Origin of the sequence: Terribacillus saccharophilus (assembly GCF_002272075.1) — a bacterium.
Taxonomy (GTDB): domain Bacteria; phylum Bacillota; class Bacilli; order Bacillales; family Amphibacillaceae; genus Terribacillus; species Terribacillus saccharophilus_A.
Window position 1 is genome coordinate 151,683 of record NZ_NPBJ01000022.1, and the last position, 20,858, is coordinate 172,540.

The window sequence follows — 20,858 nt, forward strand, 5'->3', positions numbered from 1 at the left end:
GGGACAGCATAGTTGTCCCGGCTTCTGTTTTATTCAAGCAAATCTTTTCCATACCACCCTGTGAATTTGCTACAGTTAAGACAGACTTATAAAAAGGAGCTGAGCAAGAAATGACAGAACGTGTGCAATTAGGAAAATCCGGTTTGTATGTTAATCCGATTGGAGTCGGTACGAATGCAGTCGGAGGCCATAACCTCTATCCAAATCTAGATGAGGAACAAGGCAAGGAGGTTGTCCGCCAAGCGATTGAAAATGGGATGAATTTCTTTGATACAGCTTATATTTACGGTCCGGAAAGATCTGAGGAGCTCGTCGGTCAGGTGATCAAGGAAAGCGGCAAACGCGATGACATCGTAATCGCAACCAAAGCTGCTCACAAAATTATCAATGGCGAAACACTGATGGACAACTCTCCGCAATTCCTGAAAGACTCTGTGGATAGCGCATTGAAGCGCCTGCAAACAGATTATATTGATTTGTTCTACATCCACTTCCCTGACGCAGATACACCAAAAGCGGAAGCTGTCGGTGCACTGAAGGAATTGAAGGATCAAGGCAAAATCAAAAGCATTGGTGTTTCCAACTTCTCAATCGAACAGCTGAAGGAAGCAAATGTTGATGGTTACGTTGATGTTTTGCAGTCTGAGTATAATTTGTTCAAACGCGGTGCAGAAAACGACCTTCTCCCGTATACAGCTGAAAACAATATCTCCTTCGTACCTTACTTCCCGCTTGCTTCTGGCTTGCTTGGCGGTAAATACGACGAAAATACAAAGTTTGATGATCTGCGGGCAAATGATCCCCTTTTCGAAGGTGAAACGTTCAAGCAAAATTTGAAAAAAGTAGATCAGCTGCGGGATATCGCTTCTAAGAAGGATGCAGAAGTTGCTCACGTCGTACTGGCTTGGTACCTAACACGAGACAGCATTGATGCAATTATCCCTGGAGCGAAACGCCCGGAACAAGTACTCAATAACCTAAGAACCCTCGACGTGAAACTGTCAGCAGATGATATCGAAGCGATTGACAAGATTTTCAGATAAGAAAAAAGCGGATGCACATGCATCCGCTTTTCCTTTATTCTTGTTCAGATTGAACAAGGATCTTCACTTGGCTCTTCTCTTTGATCAAGCTTTCGAATCCTTCTTCAACTACTTCATCCAGCTTGATTTTCTTTGTGACTAGCTTCTCAGCAGAGAAGTAGCCTTTTTCCATTAAGGAAAGCACTTGCGGGAATACATCACGATAACCAATGATACCTTTAATGGAACGTTCCTGAATAACAATATCATTTGGCATGATTTCAGCTGGTTTTTCCCAGATGCTCACGATCATCGTTTCCCCGCCGATATCCGTAGACTGGATCGCCTGACGCAAGACAACTGGTACGCCAGTTACTTCAAAGGCAACTTCTACACCACCATCAGTCAATCTTCTGATTTCCTCAACTGTATCATCCACCTTGCTTGGATCTACGACAATTGCACCTAATTCTTCTGCTTTTGCTTGACGTTCCGGTGATAGTTCAACTGCATAAATTTCCGTTGCACCTGCTGCTTTCAAGGCTTCAATAACAAGCAAGCCGATTGGACCACATCCAAAAACAGCTACCTTGTCCCCTGCTTTTACCTTACTGGAACGCACCGCGTACAACGCAACTGCAGATGGCTCTACCAGCGCTCCTTGCTCATAGCTTAAAGAATCCGGAAGCTTGAACAGAAGCTCTTCATCAACGGCAACATATTCGCTCAATCCGCCGCCACCGCCAGCAAGTCCGAGGAATCCCATTTGCTTGTCCAAGTTATATGCACCTTGATGTCCATGTGTTGCAAAGATTGGTTCCACAACCACACGGTCGCCAACCTCGTAATCTTTTACCTCTGGTCCTACTTCGACTACTTCACCAGAAAATTCATGACCCATTGTCACTGGAGCCACTTCACCAGTCAGTGGATGCGGATTATCAACTGGAATGAAAATTGGTCCACCAAGATATTCGTGCAAGTCGCTTCCGCAAATACCGCACCATTTAACCTTCATTTTCACCTGATTCGGTTTGATGATAGGTTCATCAATATCTTCTAATCTAACATCCTTCTGATTATGCCAACGTAATGCTTTCATTTGTTCCATCCCCTTTTTGCAGCATTTCTTTCTACATTCCTAGTATACTGCTGGAAAATGATATAATAAATTTCGGGTTATTTAACTTAAATAAACGTTTGCTTAACTAAACGAATGAGGGATAGACATGACTATCGAACAATTGAAATATATAGTAGCTATCGCACGATCAGGATCATTAAAAGCTGCTGCAGCTGAACAGCATGTAACGCTCCCTGCACTGAGCCAGGCGCTGACTAACCTGGAAAGAGAATTGAATATCAGCCTTTTCCGCCGATCGCGTACAGGCACGACGCCAACTGAGGAAGGCCGTAAGCTTATACAGCATGCGGAGGCTGTCTTAGAGAAACTGCAGGAATTCAGCGAAGAAGCAGAGACATACACGGAATCACTAAATGGAGAACTGAAAATTGCAAGCTTTCCCGGACCGATGGAGATTTTGGTTGAGCTTTTCTCAAATTTCCGCAAGCTTCATCCAAATATTAAAGCTTCCCTATTTGAGAACACATCTCAGCGCATCATGAGAAATGTAGATGCGGAAGCTGTCGATATCGGACTTGTCATTTATACAGAAAAGGAGGTCCAAAAATACCGTAATCTTGTCTTCAAAAAACTACTTGATGGGCACATGGTGACAGCCGTCAATAACAAACATCCTTTGGCAAAGGAAGAATTAATCACTGAAGAGATGCTCCTTAAACAGCCGATTGTTCTTTATAATGATGCCTACATTCAGGCTTTTATGCGCCAATTCAAATCGCTTCAATATGATATCCTGTTTACTACGAACAATGTACAGACCATACGGAATATGGTAGAAAATGAAACAGCTATCAACATCGGCTTCGACTATGCCTTTCGGACCGATGCCGAACTATCAAGAAGCAAAGACATCACACTGCTTCATTTTGCACCGCCTTTTTTTCAGACCTACTCCTTCGGCTATGTGTACCACGGAAACAATACACTTTCCCGTGTAGCCAGAACATTTTTACGCGAATTGGAAGAAACTATCCTTGCTAAGGAAGAATCACATGCTAAGTCGGATCCATCGTTGTACACGCATATAAAAAACACGCCTGTCATATGACAGGCGTGTTTTAAAATTAAGCAGATGTTGTTCCTTGTCCGCCATCGATTCGGTAATAAGAACCAGTGATGAAGGATGCTTTTTCAGATGATAGGAATAACATCAAATCAGCAATTTCTTCCGCAGTAGCATAGCGCTTCATCGGTACACTCGCTTCAAAGCCTTTTCTAGCTTCTTCTTCATGTCCTTGAGCAGCATTTGTTTCAATAGAGCGCATCATTGCTGTATCCACACCAGATGGAGCAACAGCGTTTACACGTACGCCATAGTCTGCCACTTCCAAAGCTGCTGTTTTGTTGATACCAATAAGTGCATGCTTCGAAGCAATATAAGCACTCATACCTGGAGCACCAAGCAATCCGCCGTTGGAAGCTGTATTTACAACAGCGCCGCTTTTTTGTTCTGTCATTACTTTCAATACATGTTTCAATCCAAGGAAGGCCCCTACTACATTGACAGCCAATACCTTTTCTAAGTTCTCAACAGTTGAATCAACGATATTTTTGAATTCTCCATTGATACCAGCGTTATTGATAAAAACATCAATGCGACCGAACTGATCTTTGGTTTTTTGCACGTAATCAATTACTTCTTCTTCTTTCGTAGCATTTGCTGCCAGCAGGATTTTCTCTGCGTCAATGGATGCCGCAGCTTTCTCTAGCGCTTCTTGGGAAAGGTCTACAAGAGCCAGTTTAGCGCCCTCTGCTGCAAATTTCTTAGCAGCTGCAATCCCGATTCCGCCTGCTGCTCCTGTAATAAGTACCACTTTGTCTTTGAATTCCATCTCTTAAGTCCCCTCTCAGAATATGTACTATCATACTTATTATCGGTAACTATATTACTATTTTCAACTAAGACGCTTAAAATATACACAAAAAAACAGGAGAACAATTTGTTCTCCTGTTACTCTATTGGATTCAAAATTCGATGCAGGAAGCGCTGTGTACGCTCCTCTTTAGGATGCGTAAGCACGTCTGCCGGCGGTCCTTGCTCAACAATGAAGCCGCCATCAATGAAGATTACTTCGTCAGCGATTTCCTGGGCAAATTTAATTTCATGAGTTACGACAACCATTGTCCAGCCCTCGCTCGCCAGATCCCTCATAACTCGGAGTACTTCTCCAATCAGCTCTGGATCAAGTGCTGAAGTAGGTTCATCAAAAAGCATAAGTTCCGGCTTGATTGCAAGCGCACGGGCAATACCGACCCGCTGCTGCTGTCCGCCTGATAGTTGATACGGATAAAGATCCTTCTTATCCTTCAATCCTACTTTATTAAGCAATTCAATTGCTTCCGCTCTTACCGTTTGTTTGTCCCGTTTCTGAACCTGAATAGGTCCTTCCATGACATTTTCCAGAACAGTGCGATGCGGGAATAGATTATAAGATTGGAATACCATACCTGATTTACGACGCAGCTTGATCAATTCCTGCTGTTTAACCTCTTGGCTGAAATCCACTTGATGGTCTTCAAAACCAACAATACCTTCATCCGGAATCTCCAGTGCATTCAGGCAGCGAAGCAAGGTTGTCTTTCCGGAACCGGATGGTCCAAGAATTGCTATTACCTTTCCTTTATCGACTTGCATATCAATAGATTTCAGTACTGTATTTGTACCGAAAGTTTTCTTTAAACCTTTCACTGCTAGCATAGCTACACCTCCTTATCTCGCTGTATAGCGGTCTAATCTGCGTTCGAGCTGATGCTGAGCCAGCGACAGGACGAAACAGATAATCCAATAAATGAAGGCAGCCAATATATAGATGTAAACAATCTGATCCAGATTCGTTGCACCGATTTGCTGAGATTTACGAAACAGCTCGGTTACGAGAATCTGAGATGCTAATGACGTTTCCTTCACTAAGCCAATAAAACTATTGGATAAAGGCGGTACGGAAACTCGTAACGCCTGGGGCAGAATGACACGAAACAACGTTTTCCGATAAGTCATTCCGATTGTAAAGCCTGCCTCCCATTGCCCCTTAGGAACTGAGAGGATGGATGCTCGGAAGATTTCGGAAGCATAAGCCCCGACATTTAAGGAAAACGCGATAATAGCTGTCGGATACGGATCAATCATAATATTTAATTCCGGCAGTAAGTAGAAAATGATGAACAGCTGAACAAGCAGCGGTGTTCCGCGGATAGCAGAAACATAGACAGAAAAAATCCACCGCAAAGGCTTGATATTTGAGATCCTTACCAATGCCGTGATGAGTGCGATGATGATACCAAAAAAGAACGAAATAAGAGTCAAGGGGATCGTGACTTTGATCCCCTCAATCAGTATCGGCCAGAATGACTGCTGCAACAGCTCCCAAGGGATGACAATCCCGCCGAATACCATATTACTTGTTAACATCTTCGCCAAACCATTTCGTTGAGATTTCTGCTAAAGTACCATCTTCACGCATCTCATCAAGTGCTTTGTTGAACTGTTCGACTATTTCACCGCTGTCCTTGCGGAAAGTGAAGTACGTCTCGTTTGGTTCTCCAGTTTCAAAAGCGATTTTTACTGGAGCATCCTTTTCTGTATTGTTCAAATAGTCAAGGACTGCAAGTTTATCGTTGAAAGTAAGATCAACACGTCCTTGTTCAATCAGCTGAATCGATTGTGCCAATCCTTCTACACCCTCGATTTGTGCGCCAGCTTCTGTGGCCACTGCATTGTAGTTACTTGTTAGAGATTGTGCAGATGTTTTACCTTCAACATCTTCGATTGCTGTAATGTCATTGTTATCTGCAGCTGTTACGACAACGGACTGGGATTTTGTATAAGGATCAGAGAAATCATACTGCCCAACGCGATTGTCGTTTTCCCCTTTACCCACTTGATTCGCAATCACATCGAAACGAGCACTGTTCAAACCAGAGAACATGGAATCCCATTGTGTCTCTTCAAATTTCACATCAAGATCCAAACGCTTACCGACTTCCTTCATCACTTCCACGTCGTATCCTGTAAGTTCACCGCTATCATCATGGAATGTGAAAGGAGCGTATGTTCCTTCTGTTCCGACTGTAATTTCACCTTTATCTTGAACTTCTTGCCACAAATCGCCATTACTGCCATTTTCGCCAGAATCGGAAGCGGAATCATCTCCGTTACCGCAGGCAGCAAGAATTGCAAATATCGACATAAATAGTAGACCTAATAGTGCTTTCTTCATGTACCAAACCCACTTTTCTATAATTTTTAACTTTCATCAGTTTAAGGCCATCCACAGGAAAAGTAAAGAAATAAGTCTGAGTAAACTAATCAGGATTAAATCACCCTTCTATCGCTTATTATAAACGTATCTGCGCCTCATCATTCAGCTTAATTCTCCATCACAACCTTATATCTAAACGGTTATTCAAAGTTACAATACCCAGCTAGCGAATGGATGGAACATATTTATCGAAAATGAAAAATTAAATGCATCTATCCCGTGTGGAAGAAAGTACATGAAAGCTAACATGTGTAAAGAAACAGAAGGATGGTCAAATTAACAGCAGAGCGAAAGTTGGAGGTAACAGGAATGTCCAATATAATTAACTTCAGTAAAACAGCATTAGAACTAATTGACTCACAAAAACGGATCGCCATTTTACCTAGCATGGACAAGCTATTGGAGAATAATCATTTTCTTAATACCGATGCTATAACCCGAATCTCGAGAGAAGCCTTTACAGAAGTCAGTAAAATAATTCCCCCTTACATTGCCCAGATGCGGACTACAGATCTCTTTCTCGGTACGGTGGAATGAACAAAAAGCAACGCGGCTTTTTCCTGACAGCTATCGCTACAGGGACAATGCTCAATCCGCTGAATTCCTCGATGATTTCATTGGCTCTTCATGCTATCCAGCATGAATTTTCGCTCAGCTTTGCAACAGTTTCCTGGCTTATTTCTACCTATTATTTAGCCAGCGCGATTGTTGTGCCAATTGCCGGCAAAGTCGGGGATCTGATTGGTCGGCGTAAGATGCTTTTGATCGGTCTGCTGCTTGTTGCTGTGTCTGCTGTTGGTGCTCCATTTGCAGGTACATTCCTAATCTTATTAGGCATGCGGCTTTTTCAGGCAGTCGGCAGCAGTTCCATTTATCCAGCCGGTATGGCACTTGTGCGTACACATATCCATGAAAAACAAGCGTCAGCACTTGCCATATTATCCATCTTCACATCCTCTATGTCAGCGTTCGGGCCGACTGCCGGCGGATTTCTGATCGACTTTGCTGGCTGGCAGTCAATCTTTACGGTCAATGCTCCATTTATTCTGCTTAGTTTTCTGCTGACTTGGTTTGCCGTCCCTAAGGATCCAGAAACTACGCACTATACTTTCCGTGAATTCTGGAAACAACTCGATAGCATTGGAATTATCCTTTTTGCAATCGGTATGAGCTTTTCTTTATATTTTCTACTATCTTTTGAGCACGGTATCCATTTAATACCCTTGGGGATAGGGATTATATTTCTAGCAGCATTTATTGTGCGTGAATTGCGTGCCGGATACCCTTTTATCGATGTACGTTTATTGCGGAGCAACAAACAACTGACACTCGTCTACATCCAGTTCATACTATTGAATATCTTTAACTATAGTCTCTTCTTCGGACTGCCGAGCTTCTTCCAGGATGTCTTGCATTACAGCCTGAAGACGAGCGGACTGATGATGATTTTCCTTTCTGGTGCAAGTACTTTTGTGTCATTCCTGATGGGACGCTGGATCGACCGTTCCGGTACAAGTATTCCTACAATTGTCGGGGCTGTGCTCATGATTGGCGGAACTGCAGCATTAGCTCTTATATCCCAGCATCTTACTCTTGGAAACATCGGTGCTGTCCTCATTTCTCTTGGTATCAGCTACGGAATTGGAAATGTCACCTTGCAAGCAGCAATGTTGCATGCTTCCCCTGAACCTATTATCGGGACAAGCTCAGGTCTTTTCCAAACATGCAGATATCTCGGTTCAATTCTTTCTTCGGTTGTCTTAGCGATAGTTTTCGGTGCTGACTTATCTCTGCCCGGTTTCCGGATCCTAATGATAGTCCTTGTCATCACCGGCCTGGCTTTCTTAGTTACAGCTATCTATTCAAAACAGATGGAAAAAGCAGCGGTATGATTTTCTGCTGCTTTTTCCATCTTCTATTGACAGTCGTCTCTAATGGTCATACAATTAAACAAAATAACAAATAGTTCCATCTTTTTTATTGCTTCTAATTGAAATCGCTTACAATAAGGAGGAATACAATTGAAATCAACGACTAACCCTTATTTTGTTAAGGTACATGAACAAGATAATGTTGCTATCGCTGTTGCTGATGGTGGTCTTGCTGCTGGTACTTCTCTTGCAGATAACATTGTTGCGCAGGAGCACATTCCACAGGGTCACAAGCTTTCCTTGCAACCTATCCATACAGGCGAACCGGTTATCCGCTACGGCGAAGTGATTGGGCATGCTACAACAGATATTCCCACCGGAAGCTGGGTACAGGAACGCCACTTGCTCCTGCCGACGCCACCGCCGCTGGATGAACTCTCTCTTTCTCCTGATCCCGCTGCCCCCCTTCCTTCATTAGAAGGTTATACATTCGAAGGCTACCGTAATCCCGATGGATCAGTCGGCACCAAAAACATACTCGGCATTATAACTAGTGTCCAATGTGTCGTCGGGGTAATGGATCATGCAGTGAAACGACTGAAAGAGGATATCCTGCCTAACTATCCAAATGTCGATGATATTATCGGTCTTCACCACGCTTACGGCTGTGGGGTTGCTATTCAGGCACCGGAAGCAATCATCCCGATCCGTACTGTTCAAAACCTGGCACGCCATCCGAACTTTGGCGGAGAGACACTAGTTATCGGTCTTGGCTGCGAGAAACTCATTCCATCACGAGTAAACCCAAGCGGAAACGATGAAGATATCATTATGCTGCAAGATCAGCATGGCTTTCATGCAATGGTTGACAAAATTATAGAAAAGGCCGAGGCAAAGCTGGTCACGCTGAATAAGCGAAAACGAGAAACCTGTCCTGTCTCTGAATTGGTTATTGGCACACAATGCGGCGGAAGTGATGCGTTTTCCGGCGTCACCGCGAACCCTGCCGTAGGTTATGCATCGGACCTACTAGTCCGTGCTGGTGCAACCGTAATGTTTTCCGAAGTGACAGAAGTGCGGGATGCAATCCATTTACTCACACCTCGGGCTGCCAGTGAGGAAGTCGCCGAAAAGCTAGTGCGGGAAATGGATTGGTATGACCGCTATCTAGCTTCCGGCCAGGCCGATCGGAGCGCCAATCCGTCGCCTGGGAACAAAAAAGGCGGCTTATCCAATGTTGTAGAAAAGGCGTTGGGATCTGTCGCCAAGTCTGGACAAAGCACAATTGCAAATGTCCTCGCACCAGGAGAACGTGCTGAAACGAAGGGCTTACTATTTGCCGCCACTCCTGCCAGCGATTTTGTCTGCGGTACACTTCAGCTTGCTTCCGGCATACACCTGCAGCTCTTTACAACAGGCCGCGGCACGCCATACAGTCTGGCAATGGCACCTGTCGTGAAGATATCGACTCGAACTGCCCTGCACCAGCAATGGAAGGATTTAATAGATATAAATGCTGGTACGATCGCTACCGGGGAAGCAACATTGGAAGAAGTAGGCTGGGAAATATTCCACTTTATACTGGATGTAGCAAGCGGCAGGAAACAGACTTGGGCAGATCATTGGGGCACCCATAACGATCTAGCTCTGTTCAATCCAGCCCCTGTTACATGAAAAAGGAAAAATCCCGATGCATAGAGCGTCGGGATTTTTTTGTTATCCTATGAAAAATCGTAGAGCAGCCATAAGCACTACACCAATTACTACCGTTAACAATAGGCTCTTCGTCCATAATGCGAAAAGAATGGTAGGAATCATAATTGCGATGACCTCCCAGTCGAAAGAAAGCGGTCCGTTTTCTCCTAGTACATTCGAGACAACTAGTGCAGTAAGTATACATATAGGTATATAGGACAGCCACCTCATGGCAAGCACCGGCAATTTCAGATTTCTGATAATGAGAAAAGGCAGGACGCGCGGCACTATCGTCACTGCCGCACAAGCAGCAATCAGCAGCAGCATGGATAAAGAAACGTTCATTTTTCAGTTACCACTCCAATCGTTGCACCGAGAATGGTCGCCAGAAGTACAGCCATATGGGAACTTACAAAGAAGGAAAAGCCTATCATCAGAATGACAATACATAGTATTAGTCGAATATAGTGCTTTATTTTCGTCGATTCAACTGCATCCAGCTGCAGCACAAGCAGTGCAATAAACATACTGGTCAGAGCAAAATCCAGACCGAGCGCCTCCGGATCTGCTATCCAGTTCCCGAATATTGCGCCGACAGCACAAGAAATAATCCAGCAAATATAAGCCGTCACATTTAACCCGTTCATCCAGCTTGCTGTCATCCCTTGCTTCTGCTGTGTCTTGACCGAGGCAACGCCGAATGTCTCATCTGTCAGCAGTATGCCAGATCCAATGTTCTGCCAAACAGAATACTGTGTAAAATGCGGAGCCAGCGTCGCACTCATAAGAAAATGACGTAAATTCACGATAAAAATTGTTAAAATAATTGCAGCAGCCGGGCTTCCCTCAAGTACTAATGCAGCAAATATAAATTGAGCTGATCCAGCATATACAAGCACTGCCAGTAACACTACCTCCAGCGCACTAAGTCCTGCTGCAATACCGATTACTCCAGCAGCAATCCCAATGCTGATATACCCAAGCAGTGTAGGGATACAATCCCTCACTCCCTGCCTAAAATTCATCTCATTGTTTTCCTCTGCTCCAATCGATGCATGCACATCGGCCATTCTGCTCCCACCTATCAATCTTCTCTAGTATTGGTAGACAGTATACCAAAAGCAGGCACGTAATGGGAATCACAGAAATAACTTAAAAGACTTCAGCCAGGAGTTCTATTCGTATGTTTTTTTCTCTGGATAGAATAGGATAAGACTAGTCAAGATTACATCTTCCCATAGCAGTTCTATATGAGCTATAGATAATAAAGTAAAGTACCTGCAATTATTAACTTTTAAAAAAGGATATATATATAAGTATAAAAAGTTTTTCACCACTTAAATCTGGGTATAAATACTTAGTTTCGAAAAGAATAGGAGTAGATTCCAATAATAAATAATCCACCATCAACGACACAAGTCCTGGATAACAATGCTGTCTTAAGCGCAGCAGAGAAGTCCTTAGCCATGATAGAGTTCACACCATTTGGCGAGGTATTATGGGCTAATGAAAATTTTGCTGCAACCATTGGCTATCACAAGACAGAGCTGCCTGGTATGCATCACCGGCAATTCTGCACACCAGATTTTGCTCATAGCGCAGATTATAATCAGTTCTGGAGCCGACTGCGCAGCGGTCAATCTTTCCAGGATAAGATCATGCGAATTGCCAGAAATGGTGATGTAATCTGGCTGGAAGCTACCTACATGCCTGTCTGCGGCGATGATGGAAGTGTGGGAGCCGTCCTGAAAATTGCAACTGATATTACTGCAAGGGAAATTGGCACAAAAACAATTACATCCGACCTGCAGCAGATGGCAAATGACTTACGTGACCGAACGAGTTCCGGAATCGAAAAAAATAATGGAGCCGCCGATTCAATACAGTCCATCGTTGCTGCGACGACCGCCAATATTGATGCAACTGAAGCCTTAATTAAACAAACAGGCTCCATTCAATCGCTTGTCCAAACCATTAGGGACATTGCAAACCAGACGAATCTATTAGCGTTGAATGCTGCCATTCAAGCAGCCCATGCTGGCGAACATGGCAGAGGTTTCAATGTTGTTGCGGATGAAGTCCGGAAGCTTGCATCACAAGCAGCAGAAGCAACAAAGCAGGCTCAAGAGAATATCGGGAAGATGACTGAGCATATTAAACGGATTGAAGCCGTTTCGCATCAGGCTCAACAGCGGAGTATGGATGGGAAAACCCGCGTGCAAGAGGTTATAGAAGAACTTTATACCTTGGAACAAGCGGCCCAGAATCTGGATAAACAAGCAAATGAACTAAGTCTCCTTATTTAAGGAATCGCATTATTGCGGGATTTTTTATCTATAGGAAAAAAGTCTAGTATAATATTCACAAGTACTTGATTCCTAAATTATACTGACCTGGTATATAGAGGATAAATGGTTAATTGACATAAACCAGCAAAGCTAGTACGCTTAAGTCCCGTTAAGGAATGAAGTTTGGGGAGTAATTCAGTATGTACAAATTCGAGATTGATGACAAAGAGAAAGTACTTCATATAACAGCAGAAGGGTTCTTTAAGAATGATGAATCCACAGAATTCATGGAGGCACTTTATGAAATATTCGGGTCTATCCAAGCCACCGAATATGATCTGATTGTAGACCTTATTCATTTGAATGTTATAAAGCAGGATCTGGTTTATAGAATTGCTGATGCTTTTGAATTATATGATGAACTCGGTTTCCGTAACATTGTCATCGTCAATCCAATTTCCATTTTAGCGAAAGTACAGCTTTTCAATATCGCAAGAAGCGTGCATTTCTCCGGCACCTTCGTAGATTCATTGGAGGAATGGCAGCCGCGTTAACGCACTGCCATCCTGTCCGGAGTCTTCTTTTTTGCCACATGGACAATCAAACCTATCAGTGTGAGTACGATGAGCGAGGTCAAAGCAATTCTGCTTGCCAAATCTCCGTAACCTCTTAAAACAAGAGTAATACTTCCATAAATCATCGGCCCAATAATCGAGGACACCTTGCCCGAGAATGCGAACAGGCCGAAGAATTGCCCTCTTTTTTCAACAGGAGATAATTCCACAATTAAAATCCTCGATGTAACCCAAATAGATCCTAAAGCAATCCCGAAAAGACTGCCCGCTATCCAAAACATCCATTGCGCTGTTGCCAACACGCCGACCGTTAAAGCTATCACCATAATTAATGCCACAAATGAAAATGATCGATGCGCCCCTACCCGATTAGCTATCTGGCCAAAGCAAAATGAACCTATGATTGCTGTAACCGTTGAAACTAAATACAGAATGATGAACTGTCCGGAACTGAACCCAACAACCGTGACAGCATAAACACTCATTACAGCAATGGTTGTCGCTATTGCATCATTAACAAAGAAATAAGCTACCATGAACCGAAAGATGGATTGATGCTTGCGGATTTCCTTGAATGTTGCGATGATTTCCTTATATCCGATCAACAGACTCATACGTGGCCGCTTCTGCACTGACTGCTTGTCTTTCAGGAAAAACAGCAGCGGGAGCGTAAATATGAGATAGAGACCTGCTGTAGCCAAGAAGACGTATTCATAGCCGTCATCCAGCAAAAAGTAGACAAGCAAGCCGACTAGCGTCCCCATATACCCCACTGCTACACCGAATCCCGACAATGTCGACAGCCGGTTGCGCGGTACCAAATCACTGATTTTCGCATCATAAAATATAAGACTGCTATTATAGAAGAACTTCGCCAGTACAAATACAAGAACTGTAGCTACAAACGGCGCTGGAAGTCCCCATAGGGTTGCGTCCGAATTCCATCCCGCAAATACGCCCATTAAAACTGTACATAGAATGGAGACGCCAGCAAATCGGACAATATAGCGCTGTTTATAGCCAGTCTGGTCGATCCAGACGCCAAACAAGGGTGAGAAGATAACTAGAAAAAAACTCGCCAGTGCATTTGCATAAGCAATCAGGGTATTCCCAAGCTGTTCCAATTCTGCTGTATTGCCGATTGTATCAGTAACATAGAATGGGAAGAAGACAGTTGTGATATTGGAAGAAAAAATAGTATTGGCAAAGTCATATAAAGCCCACGACAAAATAGGCAAGGACAGCAAAAATCCGAATCCCCTACCTTGGTCGGGTGTCTGCCTTTCGTGTTTGCTTTCCATAGGAAACCTCCTTTTTCTTCCACTATACCTTATGCTTGCTGACATGCATGCTTATTTACAAAAAAATTACAGTGCGCATTTTTTGTCAAAAATTTCTTGCTCGTAAAGCATTGCTATCGATTTTAGGTATGCCAAAGGAGGTAATGAGATGGATACTTTCGCTAATTCTTCAGCTATATTCTTTATCCTTTACTTTGTATTTCTCTTGGCAACTCTGGTCGCAAGCATCATTTCACTAGTTATCCATAAACATGGCCGCTTATTCTCACTCCTGACCATCCTTCTGGTGCCCGTATTATTTATCACAAGCTTCTACAACGCCCTCATGCGATCAGGCGGAACAACGGAAATTCAGTTCTTTTTTATCAGTCTATCAAGAGGTGATGGCTCCACGCTCATCATGACTGCTTGCTGGATCTTACTTTTATGCTGGTGGATATGGATGATCTCATTTCGTTTTCACTTAAGGAAGAAAGGGTAAAGCTTCTAAGAACATTTTAGGGGTGATTCAGTTTGCATCTTATCGCAACAATTGGGGTCTTGATTGGTATTCTCCAAGCTATCATGATAGTTTTCGATTTTCGCAGCCGTCGCCAGATGATGAAGATTATGTATATCGTTTGGCCAATGATCGGTCTCTACTTCCCTATAATTGGCCTTTGGGCTTATTATAAGATCGGCAGGAAAGACAGTATGAAGGTAAATAAAAAACACGATCAGATGCAACATGCCGACAAACCTTTCTGGCAGCAGGTTTTCGTCTCGACTACCCACTGCAGCAGCGGGTGTGCGCTTGGCGATATGATCGGTGCTCCGATAGTTTTCTGGGCTGGTCTGACAATCGCAGGAAGTACCTTGTATGCTGACTTTGCCGTTGAATTCATCCTGGCCTTCTTATTTGGGATTGTATTCCAGTACTACGGTATGGGAATGAACAAAGCAAATGACAGTCATATAGCCGATGCAATCAAGACAGATGCACTTTCGCTTATTGCGTTTGAAATAGGCATGTTCGGATTCATGCTATTGGCGCATTCCGTATTCTTTGATGGGTTGCATCCGAATAGTGTACTATTTTGGTTCATGATGCAAATTGCCATGATCATCGGATTTGCTACTAGCTACCCTGTCAATTGGATTATGGTGAAAAAAGGCATGAAACACGCGATGTGAAAAAGACACGGAAACAACATACCTGTTGTTTCCGTGTCTTTTATCATGAAGCATTCTCTTTCAGTTTCTTCATTTCTTCCACCCATGCCATCACTTCTACACGGATTTCTTCTTGCTTTTCATTTACCTGGTCAATCTTTTCTTGTTCCAGGTCGCTTAACTCTTCCTTTGCCATATCAAAGCGTTCCTGGATAAGCTGGGATACAGCAACTTTCACTTCCTCTGTGATGACTTCCTCTTCTGCAAGATTTGTAAGCGCTGCTTCGTATCGCACCTCTTCATTACCCATTATATTCTTTATCTTAGCAAGCACTTGCCGCTGGCGATCGTATTCATCGCCTACTTCCCACCCATTCGGGGGTATATTGACAGGCGCCCATGCCAAGTCCAAATTTGATGGCAGCCATTCATATTCAATGGTAGTCTGAAGATCTGCTGCACTATCTGCAGCGTAATATTTTCCTCTGCCTGCTTCTGCTACATCAGCCAGTTGATTTTCTGATTCCTCATCGACATCAAATCCAATAACGTTAACAATGCCCGATTCATCCGATGCAGCTTGCTCGGCTGCCTTAATTGGATCACCTCCGCAAGTCTCTTTCCCATCGCTGACAATATAAATTGCGGTTGCACCATCCATCGAACTGCTTTTGTCTGCTGCTGCTTCAATTGCTCCTGCAAGCGGCGTCCAGCCTTTTGCCTCGATTTGGTCTGTTGCTTTACTGAATTTCTGATTATCATATGCTTCAGAGGTATAGACCTCTTCAATACCTGAACAAGATTCATCCATATCTGTATCCGACTCAGACCCTTTATGACCATAAACGATCAAAGATATTTCACTTGAGCTTCCCAGTGTTTTAGCGAAGCTCTTGACGGCATCTTTAGCCACTTTCATCTTCTGCTCGCCACCTACATCCAAAAGCATGCTGGAGCTGGCATCCAGCAAGATAATGGCGTTCTCAGCTTCAGATGATGCATCAGCATCTTCTTCAGCCTCCGGATGCGGCAGGTATGGATCCTCGAAAGCTGGTTTCATATTCTCCGCGTCCTGAATCGTTTGCCCATAATATGGACTCCCTAAAACAGCTATCAGAGCCTTATGCAGTGTTTCAGGGTTATCATCAGACTCGATTGCTTCCTTCAAGGATGGAATTGCTGCATCTATAATGTCCTCGTCTTTTACATTTCCATCGCTTTTAGCTGTGTCAGTTTCTATCGGAATATCAGAAGTCTCTTTTCCACCCTGCTGTTCTTTAAGCACCGACAGCGATCCTTCCGTGCTGACTTCCTGTATCGTACTTATATCCATTGTTTCATCTGCTTCTATAGTCGCTTCTTCTGTAGCAGATTCTTCATCTGGAGCACTATTCGGACTGCATGCTGCCAATACGATAAGCGAAACCAAAAGCAGGAAAATGGAGGTGTTTTTCATTCGAACCTAACTCCTCTCCTTTGTTGCTATTAGTACGAATTATCAACAGCTTCGTTTCAAAATTCAGGAAATCCTAACCGCGCTCTACTCCTTAACCTGTTCTACAATGGACTCCCCCGCGGAATCATCATCGTACATCCATTGCCACTGTTCATGCAGCCGTATTCGGCCGTCTGCCAATATTTCCGGCACAGAAACACACTGTCCGCTCCGCAGCTCGCACTTATCATTAATATGATGATAACGAAAACGAAGCTTTCCATCTGTTTCCACCAAACCAATCAGCCTTCCTTCCAGAATCGAACCGCCGCTATATGCTGCGGTAAGAATCTGTCCATCCTGCTTGTAATGAAAGATGGTTTCACTTGAGGTTTCACCATTGTCTGTATTTGTGACGGCGCGAAAAGTCAGGTTATGATAATTCATCCTGTCCCTCCACTTTAAGCCGTTTTCTTGCCTGTTCTGCGCGTTCCCTTGCTTCTTCCACAGTTTCAGCAACGGATAAAGCTACAGCAACTCTGCGGCCTACTGTTGTCGATGGCTTGCGAAAGACACGAATCTGCGTTTGGGGCTCTTGCAGTGCTTCTCTTAAACCCGATATATGATAGGATTCCAAAGCTGTGCCCGCTTTTAACGGACTGGTTGCACCAGGCTGCACCAGCTTGATTTCTGTAATCGGCAAGCCTAATATTGCTCGCACGTGCAAGGCAAATTGGGACAACTGCTGTGTCACCATCGTCACCATTCCCGTGTCATGCGGGCGTGGTGACACTTCACTGAAGTATACTTGCTCCCCTGCAAGGAAGAGCTCTACCCCGAATAAGCCATAGCCGCCTAATCCGGTTGTAATACGCTCTGCTATCTCCTGTGCTTCTTCCAGCTGCGAATCTGTCAGCTGATGAGGCTGCCATGAAGCGGTATAGTCGCCATTTTCCTGCTCATGCCCAATCGGCTCGCAGAAGAAGGTACCGTTTACTGCACGGACTGTCAGCAGTGTGACTTCCGCATCAAAGTGAATGAATTCTTCTACAATGACTCGCGGTTTCTGCACTCTTCCGCCTTCCATGGCAATTTGCCAGCTTCGCTCGATATCCTCCGGTTTCCGGCAGACACTTTGTCCTTTACCAGATGAACTCATCAAAGGCTTGATGACACAAGGAAAACCGATTTTCTCCACCGCTTCCTGAAATTCCTCGTATGTATCTGCAAAACGATAGCCAGCTGTCGGGACATCCAAAGTTTCAGAAGCAAATCTGCGGATTCCTTCCCGATCCATTGTTAGCTTTGCAGCTTTTGCAGTCGGTACGACATGATAGCCTTCCCTCTCTAGTTCGACCAATTCATCTGTAGCGATTGCCTCAATCTCCGGAACAATAAAATCTGGTTTTTCCCATTCTACTATCTGTCTGAGCTTTTCACGATCCAGCATATCAATAACATAGCTCCGATCGGCAACCGACATTGCCGGAGCCCCATCGTACCGGTCCACTGCAATTGTCTCTACGCCAAGCCTCTGCGCTTCGATTACAACCTCTTTTCCCAGTTCTCCAGATCCGAGCAGCAGCAGTTTTTTCGTTTGATACATACTATCGCCTCCTGAGTTGCAATTAGTAAAAAGTTTTGCGCCATGATTCGACTTTATCTGATAAACTTATGTTACCATGCCTGTCCAATTCAGGTAATCCTTACTTTTGTCGCAGGAGGAAAAACGTTGCTTCCGTTCATTGATATACCGGGTATCCATCTTCTCTACACTATCACTAGCGTATTGCTCATAAGCGTACTCACCAGGCTTGTATTATATGTGAGCCAGCATATGATGCGGACTGACGTCAGTACATGGAAAGTGATTTTAGTATCACTAGGAACTGGCTTAAGTGCCATTCTAGCTACATATTCGTTTACCCTATCGATTGATGCGGGCCCTGCTCCTCAAGCGACATGTCTTTTCTTCATTGTCAATTTCCTTCTAAGTTCCGTAAGCGGCGCTCTTATTCTGCGTGTCGTACGCAGTCCGATAGGAAATACCAGACATGATTTGCTTATCAGCCTTCTTTTAGCCGCCTTAATTTACTTATTACATATGTTAACACCGATTTCCTTATATCCAAATTTGATTGATGTCCACTTTATAGAAGTACTTACTTCGATGGTGTTGACACAATCGACTATATTCACCTTATTCCGTTTTCTTAATATGTATACGAATGGAGAACAAATGAAGTGGAGCAAGCTATTGTTATTATTCGGAAGTCTGATGTCTGGAATTGCTATTGTCGGTTTAGGTTATTGCATCTTTGCAGCTTTCACTTCTTATCAATCAGCAATGTCTTATAACCTTCATTTCATGCTTCCTACTGTTATCGTTTTAACTTCTAATACAGTCTTGACTGTCATTCCGTTGCTTTATAGGAACAGGGCACTAGTGACGACACAGCAGCTCTATCAATCTCTGTTCAATGACAATCCTAATGCTGTATTGGCAGTTGAGAAGTATGGTTCGATTCTGCATGCTAATAAAGAAAGTGAATTTTTGACCGGTTATAACGAGGATGCTATCAAAAGAATGGATGCAGCAGCTCTGTTCCTTGATAAGGAGATATTCCGGAATCACCTTAATATCCTTAAGAATGGCGGATCACATCAATGGGACACTAAAATAATTAGCCGATCAGGTGTACAAATAGATGTTCATGTTACTGGCATCCCTACGATTGTGAAACATCATATAGTTGGTTACTTTCTCGTCATCAAGGACATATCGCAGACGATAGAGACAGCCAAACAAGTTGAATTTCTTGCCTATCATGACGATCTGACCAAACTGCCGAATCGCCGCCTGATGCAGCAGCAGATGCAGGAATACGCAGGCAAAGGAACCTCCTTCAGTATTCTGTTAATTGATTATGATTTGTTCAAACGAATTAATGATATTTTTGGACATTCCTTTGGCGATAAGGTCCTAGTGGAAACAGCAGCTCGTCTGGAAAGAATTTTGGATGGTAAAGGCACCGTCAACCGGGTTGGAGGAGATGAATTCCTGCTCATCGTACCCGGAGAGTCCGCAACTCGACTCGCTCAATACATTGTCGAGCAGTTCCGACAGCCAATGCGGCTTCAAGATTACGAGCACGTTTTGCAAGCCAGTATCGGCATTGCTTCCTTCCCGGAGCATGCGGAAGATATGGATAATCTCTATAAGTACGCTGATATTGCGATGTATCAGACGAAAGAAAACGGTGGAAATAATTACACTGTCTTTCAGCCGGAGATGGCAGAAAAACAGGTGCTTCGGTTCGAGATTGAACATGAGCTGCAGGAAGCGATCGAAACACAGGCTTTTGATTTGTACTTTCAGCCAAAATTTCACAGCTTCAAACGTACAATAACTGGAGCAGAAGTGCTGCTGCGCTGGAACCATCCCGAACGTGGCTTCATTCCTCCGAATATATTCATTCCGATTGCCGAGGAAAGCGGTCTGATAGTCGCTATTGAGCGCAGTGTCATTGAGCGGGTAATGGCTTGCTTAGCGAAATGGCTGGAAGAAACCAACGAATGCACTATTCCTTGCATCTCCATCAACGTATCTGTTATTACGTTCCTGCAGGATGATTTCTCAAGTTTCTTCCGAGATCGACTGAATCATTACAATCTGGATGGCAGCTTGCTGGAACTGGAAATCACAGAACGTGTTGTCATGCAGAATGAAACCAAAATAAATTCCATCCTCCAGAAATTGCGCAAAACAGGGGTTAAAATTAGTATCGACGATTTCGGAACCGGGTATAGTTCCTTGAACTATCTGGATAAACTCGAAGTCGATATCTTAAAAATTGATCAAACGTTCATTCAACATATCGAGTATAATCAATCCATTGTCGCCACCATCCAGTCTCTGGCTGAAAACCTGAAGCTTCATACTATAGCTGAGGGCGTCGAAACGGAAGCTCAGCTGCAAGCACTTCAAGAGCTCGGTTGCACAGAGGTACAAGGTTATCTATTTTCCAAGCCGCTGCCTCAACCTGATTTCGAGTCAGCTTACATAATGCATATACCCGTGGATGCCTAGCATTCCGGGTATTTTTTGTATAGATC

21 protein-coding genes are annotated in these 20,858 nt (G+C 43.8%); 10 read left to right on the plus strand and 11 right to left on the minus strand.

Annotated elements, in window-relative coordinates; all coding sequences use genetic code 11:
- Positions 1-110 precede the first annotated feature (110 nt).
- Positions 111-1,043, plus strand: a complete 933-nt coding sequence (locus CHH48_RS11915; protein ID WP_095219125.1) for an aldo/keto reductase — start codon at positions 111-113, stop codon at positions 1,041-1,043.
- 34 nt (positions 1,044-1,077) lie between these two features.
- Here CHH48_RS11915 and CHH48_RS11920 read toward each other — a convergent pair whose 3' ends face one another.
- Positions 1,078-2,124, minus strand: coding sequence for a 2,3-butanediol dehydrogenase (locus tag CHH48_RS11920; RefSeq protein WP_095219124.1), 1,047 nt, complete (start codon positions 2,122-2,124; stop codon positions 1,078-1,080).
- A gap of 127 nt (positions 2,125-2,251) precedes the next feature.
- Here CHH48_RS11920 and CHH48_RS11925 point away from each other — a divergent pair, with 127 nt between their 5' ends.
- Complete coding sequence (locus CHH48_RS11925) at positions 2,252-3,214, plus strand: LysR family transcriptional regulator (RefSeq protein ID WP_095219123.1); 963 nt, start codon at positions 2,252-2,254, stop codon at positions 3,212-3,214.
- 16 nt (positions 3,215-3,230) lie between these two features.
- On the opposite strand, the gene CHH48_RS11930 is transcribed toward CHH48_RS11925, so the two are convergent.
- The 4 genes from CHH48_RS11930 to CHH48_RS11945 all read right to left on the minus strand — a co-directional run bounded on the left by CHH48_RS11930 (position 3,231) and on the right by CHH48_RS11945 (position 6,383).
- Positions 3,231-3,998 (minus strand): SDR family NAD(P)-dependent oxidoreductase, encoded by a 768-nt coding sequence (locus CHH48_RS11930; protein WP_095219122.1) that lies wholly within the window; start codon positions 3,996-3,998, stop codon positions 3,231-3,233.
- 119 nt (positions 3,999-4,117) lie between these two features.
- Positions 4,118-4,864, minus strand: a complete 747-nt coding sequence (locus tag CHH48_RS11935; RefSeq protein WP_095219121.1) for an amino acid ABC transporter ATP-binding protein — start codon at positions 4,862-4,864, stop codon at positions 4,118-4,120.
- Between the two features lie 12 nt (positions 4,865-4,876).
- Positions 4,877-5,575: an amino acid ABC transporter permease gene (locus CHH48_RS11940; protein WP_095219120.1), complete on the minus strand. Its 699-nt coding sequence runs from the start codon at positions 5,573-5,575 to the stop codon at positions 4,877-4,879.
- A complete protein-coding gene (locus CHH48_RS11945; protein WP_095219119.1) occupies positions 5,562-6,383 on the minus strand; it encodes an amino acid ABC transporter substrate-binding protein in 822 nt (273 codons plus the stop codon). The genes CHH48_RS11940 and CHH48_RS11945 overlap by 14 nt, the downstream gene beginning before the upstream one ends.
- A 351-nt stretch (positions 6,384-6,734) precedes the next feature.
- Here CHH48_RS11945 and CHH48_RS11950 point away from each other — a divergent pair, with 351 nt between their 5' ends.
- The 3 genes from CHH48_RS11950 (at position 6,735) to garD (ending at position 9,970) form a co-directional block, all read left to right on the plus strand.
- Positions 6,735-6,962 (plus strand): hypothetical protein, encoded by a 228-nt coding sequence (locus tag CHH48_RS11950; protein WP_095219118.1) that lies wholly within the window; start codon positions 6,735-6,737, stop codon positions 6,960-6,962.
- A complete protein-coding gene (locus tag CHH48_RS11955; RefSeq protein ID WP_095219117.1) occupies positions 6,959-8,317 on the plus strand; it encodes an MFS transporter in 1,359 nt (452 codons plus the stop codon). The genes CHH48_RS11950 and CHH48_RS11955 overlap by 4 nt, the downstream gene beginning before the upstream one ends.
- 123 nt (positions 8,318-8,440) lie before the next feature.
- Positions 8,441-9,970, plus strand: coding sequence for a galactarate dehydratase (gene garD, locus CHH48_RS11960; RefSeq protein ID WP_095219116.1), 1,530 nt, complete (start codon positions 8,441-8,443; stop codon positions 9,968-9,970).
- Between the two features lie 42 nt (positions 9,971-10,012).
- Here garD and CHH48_RS11965 read toward each other — a convergent pair whose 3' ends face one another.
- Positions 10,013-10,336: an AzlD domain-containing protein gene (locus tag CHH48_RS11965; RefSeq protein WP_095219115.1), complete on the minus strand. Its 324-nt coding sequence runs from the start codon at positions 10,334-10,336 to the stop codon at positions 10,013-10,015.
- Entirely contained in the window at positions 10,333-11,061 is a 729-nt protein-coding gene (locus CHH48_RS11970) for an AzlC family ABC transporter permease (RefSeq protein ID WP_095219114.1), read from the minus strand. Before CHH48_RS11970 ends, CHH48_RS11965 begins: the two co-directional genes overlap by 4 nt.
- 396 nt (positions 11,062-11,457) lie before the next feature.
- Between CHH48_RS11970 and CHH48_RS11975 the strand changes: the two genes are divergently transcribed.
- Positions 11,458-12,297, plus strand: a complete 840-nt coding sequence (locus CHH48_RS11975; protein ID WP_095219113.1) for a methyl-accepting chemotaxis protein — start codon at positions 11,458-11,460, stop codon at positions 12,295-12,297.
- 182 nt (positions 12,298-12,479) lie between these two features.
- A complete protein-coding gene (locus CHH48_RS11980) occupies positions 12,480-12,833 on the plus strand; it encodes a hypothetical protein (protein ID WP_095219112.1) in 354 nt (117 codons plus the stop codon).
- On the opposite strand, the gene CHH48_RS11985 is transcribed toward CHH48_RS11980, so the two are convergent.
- Complete coding sequence (locus tag CHH48_RS11985) at positions 12,830-14,155, minus strand: MFS transporter (protein WP_095219111.1); 1,326 nt, start codon at positions 14,153-14,155, stop codon at positions 12,830-12,832. The genes CHH48_RS11980 and CHH48_RS11985 overlap by 4 nt on opposite strands.
- 148 nt (positions 14,156-14,303) lie before the next feature.
- Between CHH48_RS11985 and CHH48_RS11990 the strand changes: the two genes are divergently transcribed.
- Positions 14,304-14,636: a hypothetical protein gene (locus tag CHH48_RS11990; protein WP_095219110.1), complete on the plus strand. Its 333-nt coding sequence runs from the start codon at positions 14,304-14,306 to the stop codon at positions 14,634-14,636.
- Between the two features lie 32 nt (positions 14,637-14,668).
- A complete protein-coding gene (locus CHH48_RS11995; protein ID WP_245840359.1) occupies positions 14,669-15,328 on the plus strand; it encodes a DUF4396 domain-containing protein in 660 nt (219 codons plus the stop codon).
- Between the two features lie 43 nt (positions 15,329-15,371).
- Here CHH48_RS11995 and CHH48_RS12000 read toward each other — a convergent pair whose 3' ends face one another.
- The 3 genes from CHH48_RS12000 to purT all read right to left on the minus strand — a co-directional run bounded on the left by CHH48_RS12000 (position 15,372) and on the right by purT (position 18,348).
- Complete coding sequence (locus tag CHH48_RS12000; RefSeq protein WP_095219109.1) at positions 15,372-16,763, minus strand: vWA domain-containing protein; 1,392 nt, start codon at positions 16,761-16,763, stop codon at positions 15,372-15,374.
- A gap of 84 nt (positions 16,764-16,847) precedes the next feature.
- Positions 16,848-17,189, minus strand: a complete 342-nt coding sequence (locus CHH48_RS12005; RefSeq protein ID WP_095219108.1) for a n-acetylglutamate synthase — start codon at positions 17,187-17,189, stop codon at positions 16,848-16,850.
- Positions 17,176-18,348 carry a phosphoribosylglycinamide formyltransferase 2 gene (gene purT, locus CHH48_RS12010; protein ID WP_095219107.1) on the minus strand — a complete coding sequence of 391 codons (1,173 nt, stop codon included), beginning with the start codon at positions 18,346-18,348 and terminating at the stop codon, positions 17,176-17,178. The genes CHH48_RS12005 and purT overlap by 14 nt, the downstream gene beginning before the upstream one ends.
- Positions 18,349-18,474: 126 nt before the next feature.
- Here purT and CHH48_RS12015 point away from each other — a divergent pair, with 126 nt between their 5' ends.
- Positions 18,475-20,832: a putative bifunctional diguanylate cyclase/phosphodiesterase gene (locus tag CHH48_RS12015; RefSeq protein ID WP_176466416.1), complete on the plus strand. Its 2,358-nt coding sequence runs from the start codon at positions 18,475-18,477 to the stop codon at positions 20,830-20,832.
- Positions 20,833-20,858 lie beyond the last annotated feature (26 nt).

What these genes read in the sequence shown, in the direction of transcription:
- CHH48_RS11915 (WP_095219125.1), top strand. Translation starts at nt 111, where the DNA reads ATGACAGAACGTGTGCAATTAGGAAAATCCGGTTTGTATGTTAATCCG.
- CHH48_RS11920 (WP_095219124.1), bottom strand. Translation starts at nt 2,124, where the DNA reads ATGAAAGCATTACGTTGGCATAATCAGAAGGATGTTAGATTAGAAGAT.
- CHH48_RS11925 (WP_095219123.1), top strand. Translation starts at nt 2,252, where the DNA reads ATGACTATCGAACAATTGAAATATATAGTAGCTATCGCACGATCAGGA.
- CHH48_RS11930 (WP_095219122.1), bottom strand. Translation starts at nt 3,998, where the DNA reads ATGGAATTCAAAGACAAAGTGGTACTTATTACAGGAGCAGCAGGCGGA.
- CHH48_RS11935 (WP_095219121.1), bottom strand. Translation starts at nt 4,864, where the DNA reads ATGCTAGCAGTGAAAGGTTTAAAGAAAACTTTCGGTACAAATACAGTA.
- CHH48_RS11940 (WP_095219120.1), bottom strand. Translation starts at nt 5,575, where the DNA reads ATGTTAACAAGTAATATGGTATTCGGCGGGATTGTCATCCCTTGGGAG.
- CHH48_RS11945 (WP_095219119.1), bottom strand. Translation starts at nt 6,383, where the DNA reads ATGAAGAAAGCACTATTAGGTCTACTATTTATGTCGATATTTGCAATT.
- CHH48_RS11950 (WP_095219118.1), top strand. Translation starts at nt 6,735, where the DNA reads ATGTCCAATATAATTAACTTCAGTAAAACAGCATTAGAACTAATTGAC.
- CHH48_RS11955 (WP_095219117.1), top strand. Translation starts at nt 6,959, where the DNA reads ATGAACAAAAAGCAACGCGGCTTTTTCCTGACAGCTATCGCTACAGGG.
- CHH48_RS11965 (WP_095219115.1), bottom strand. Translation starts at nt 10,336, where the DNA reads ATGAACGTTTCTTTATCCATGCTGCTGCTGATTGCTGCTTGTGCGGCA.
- CHH48_RS11970 (WP_095219114.1), bottom strand. Translation starts at nt 11,061, where the DNA reads ATGGCCGATGTGCATGCATCGATTGGAGCAGAGGAAAACAATGAGATG.
- CHH48_RS11975 (WP_095219113.1), top strand. Translation starts at nt 11,458, where the DNA reads ATGATAGAGTTCACACCATTTGGCGAGGTATTATGGGCTAATGAAAAT.
- CHH48_RS11980 (WP_095219112.1), top strand. Translation starts at nt 12,480, where the DNA reads ATGTACAAATTCGAGATTGATGACAAAGAGAAAGTACTTCATATAACA.
- CHH48_RS11985 (WP_095219111.1), bottom strand. Translation starts at nt 14,155, where the DNA reads ATGGAAAGCAAACACGAAAGGCAGACACCCGACCAAGGTAGGGGATTC.
- CHH48_RS11990 (WP_095219110.1), top strand. Translation starts at nt 14,304, where the DNA reads ATGGATACTTTCGCTAATTCTTCAGCTATATTCTTTATCCTTTACTTT.
- CHH48_RS12000 (WP_095219109.1), bottom strand. Translation starts at nt 16,763, where the DNA reads ATGAAAAACACCTCCATTTTCCTGCTTTTGGTTTCGCTTATCGTATTG.
- CHH48_RS12005 (WP_095219108.1), bottom strand. Translation starts at nt 17,189, where the DNA reads ATGAATTATCATAACCTGACTTTTCGCGCCGTCACAAATACAGACAAT.
- purT (WP_095219107.1), bottom strand. Translation starts at nt 18,348, where the DNA reads ATGTATCAAACGAAAAAACTGCTGCTGCTCGGATCTGGAGAACTGGGA.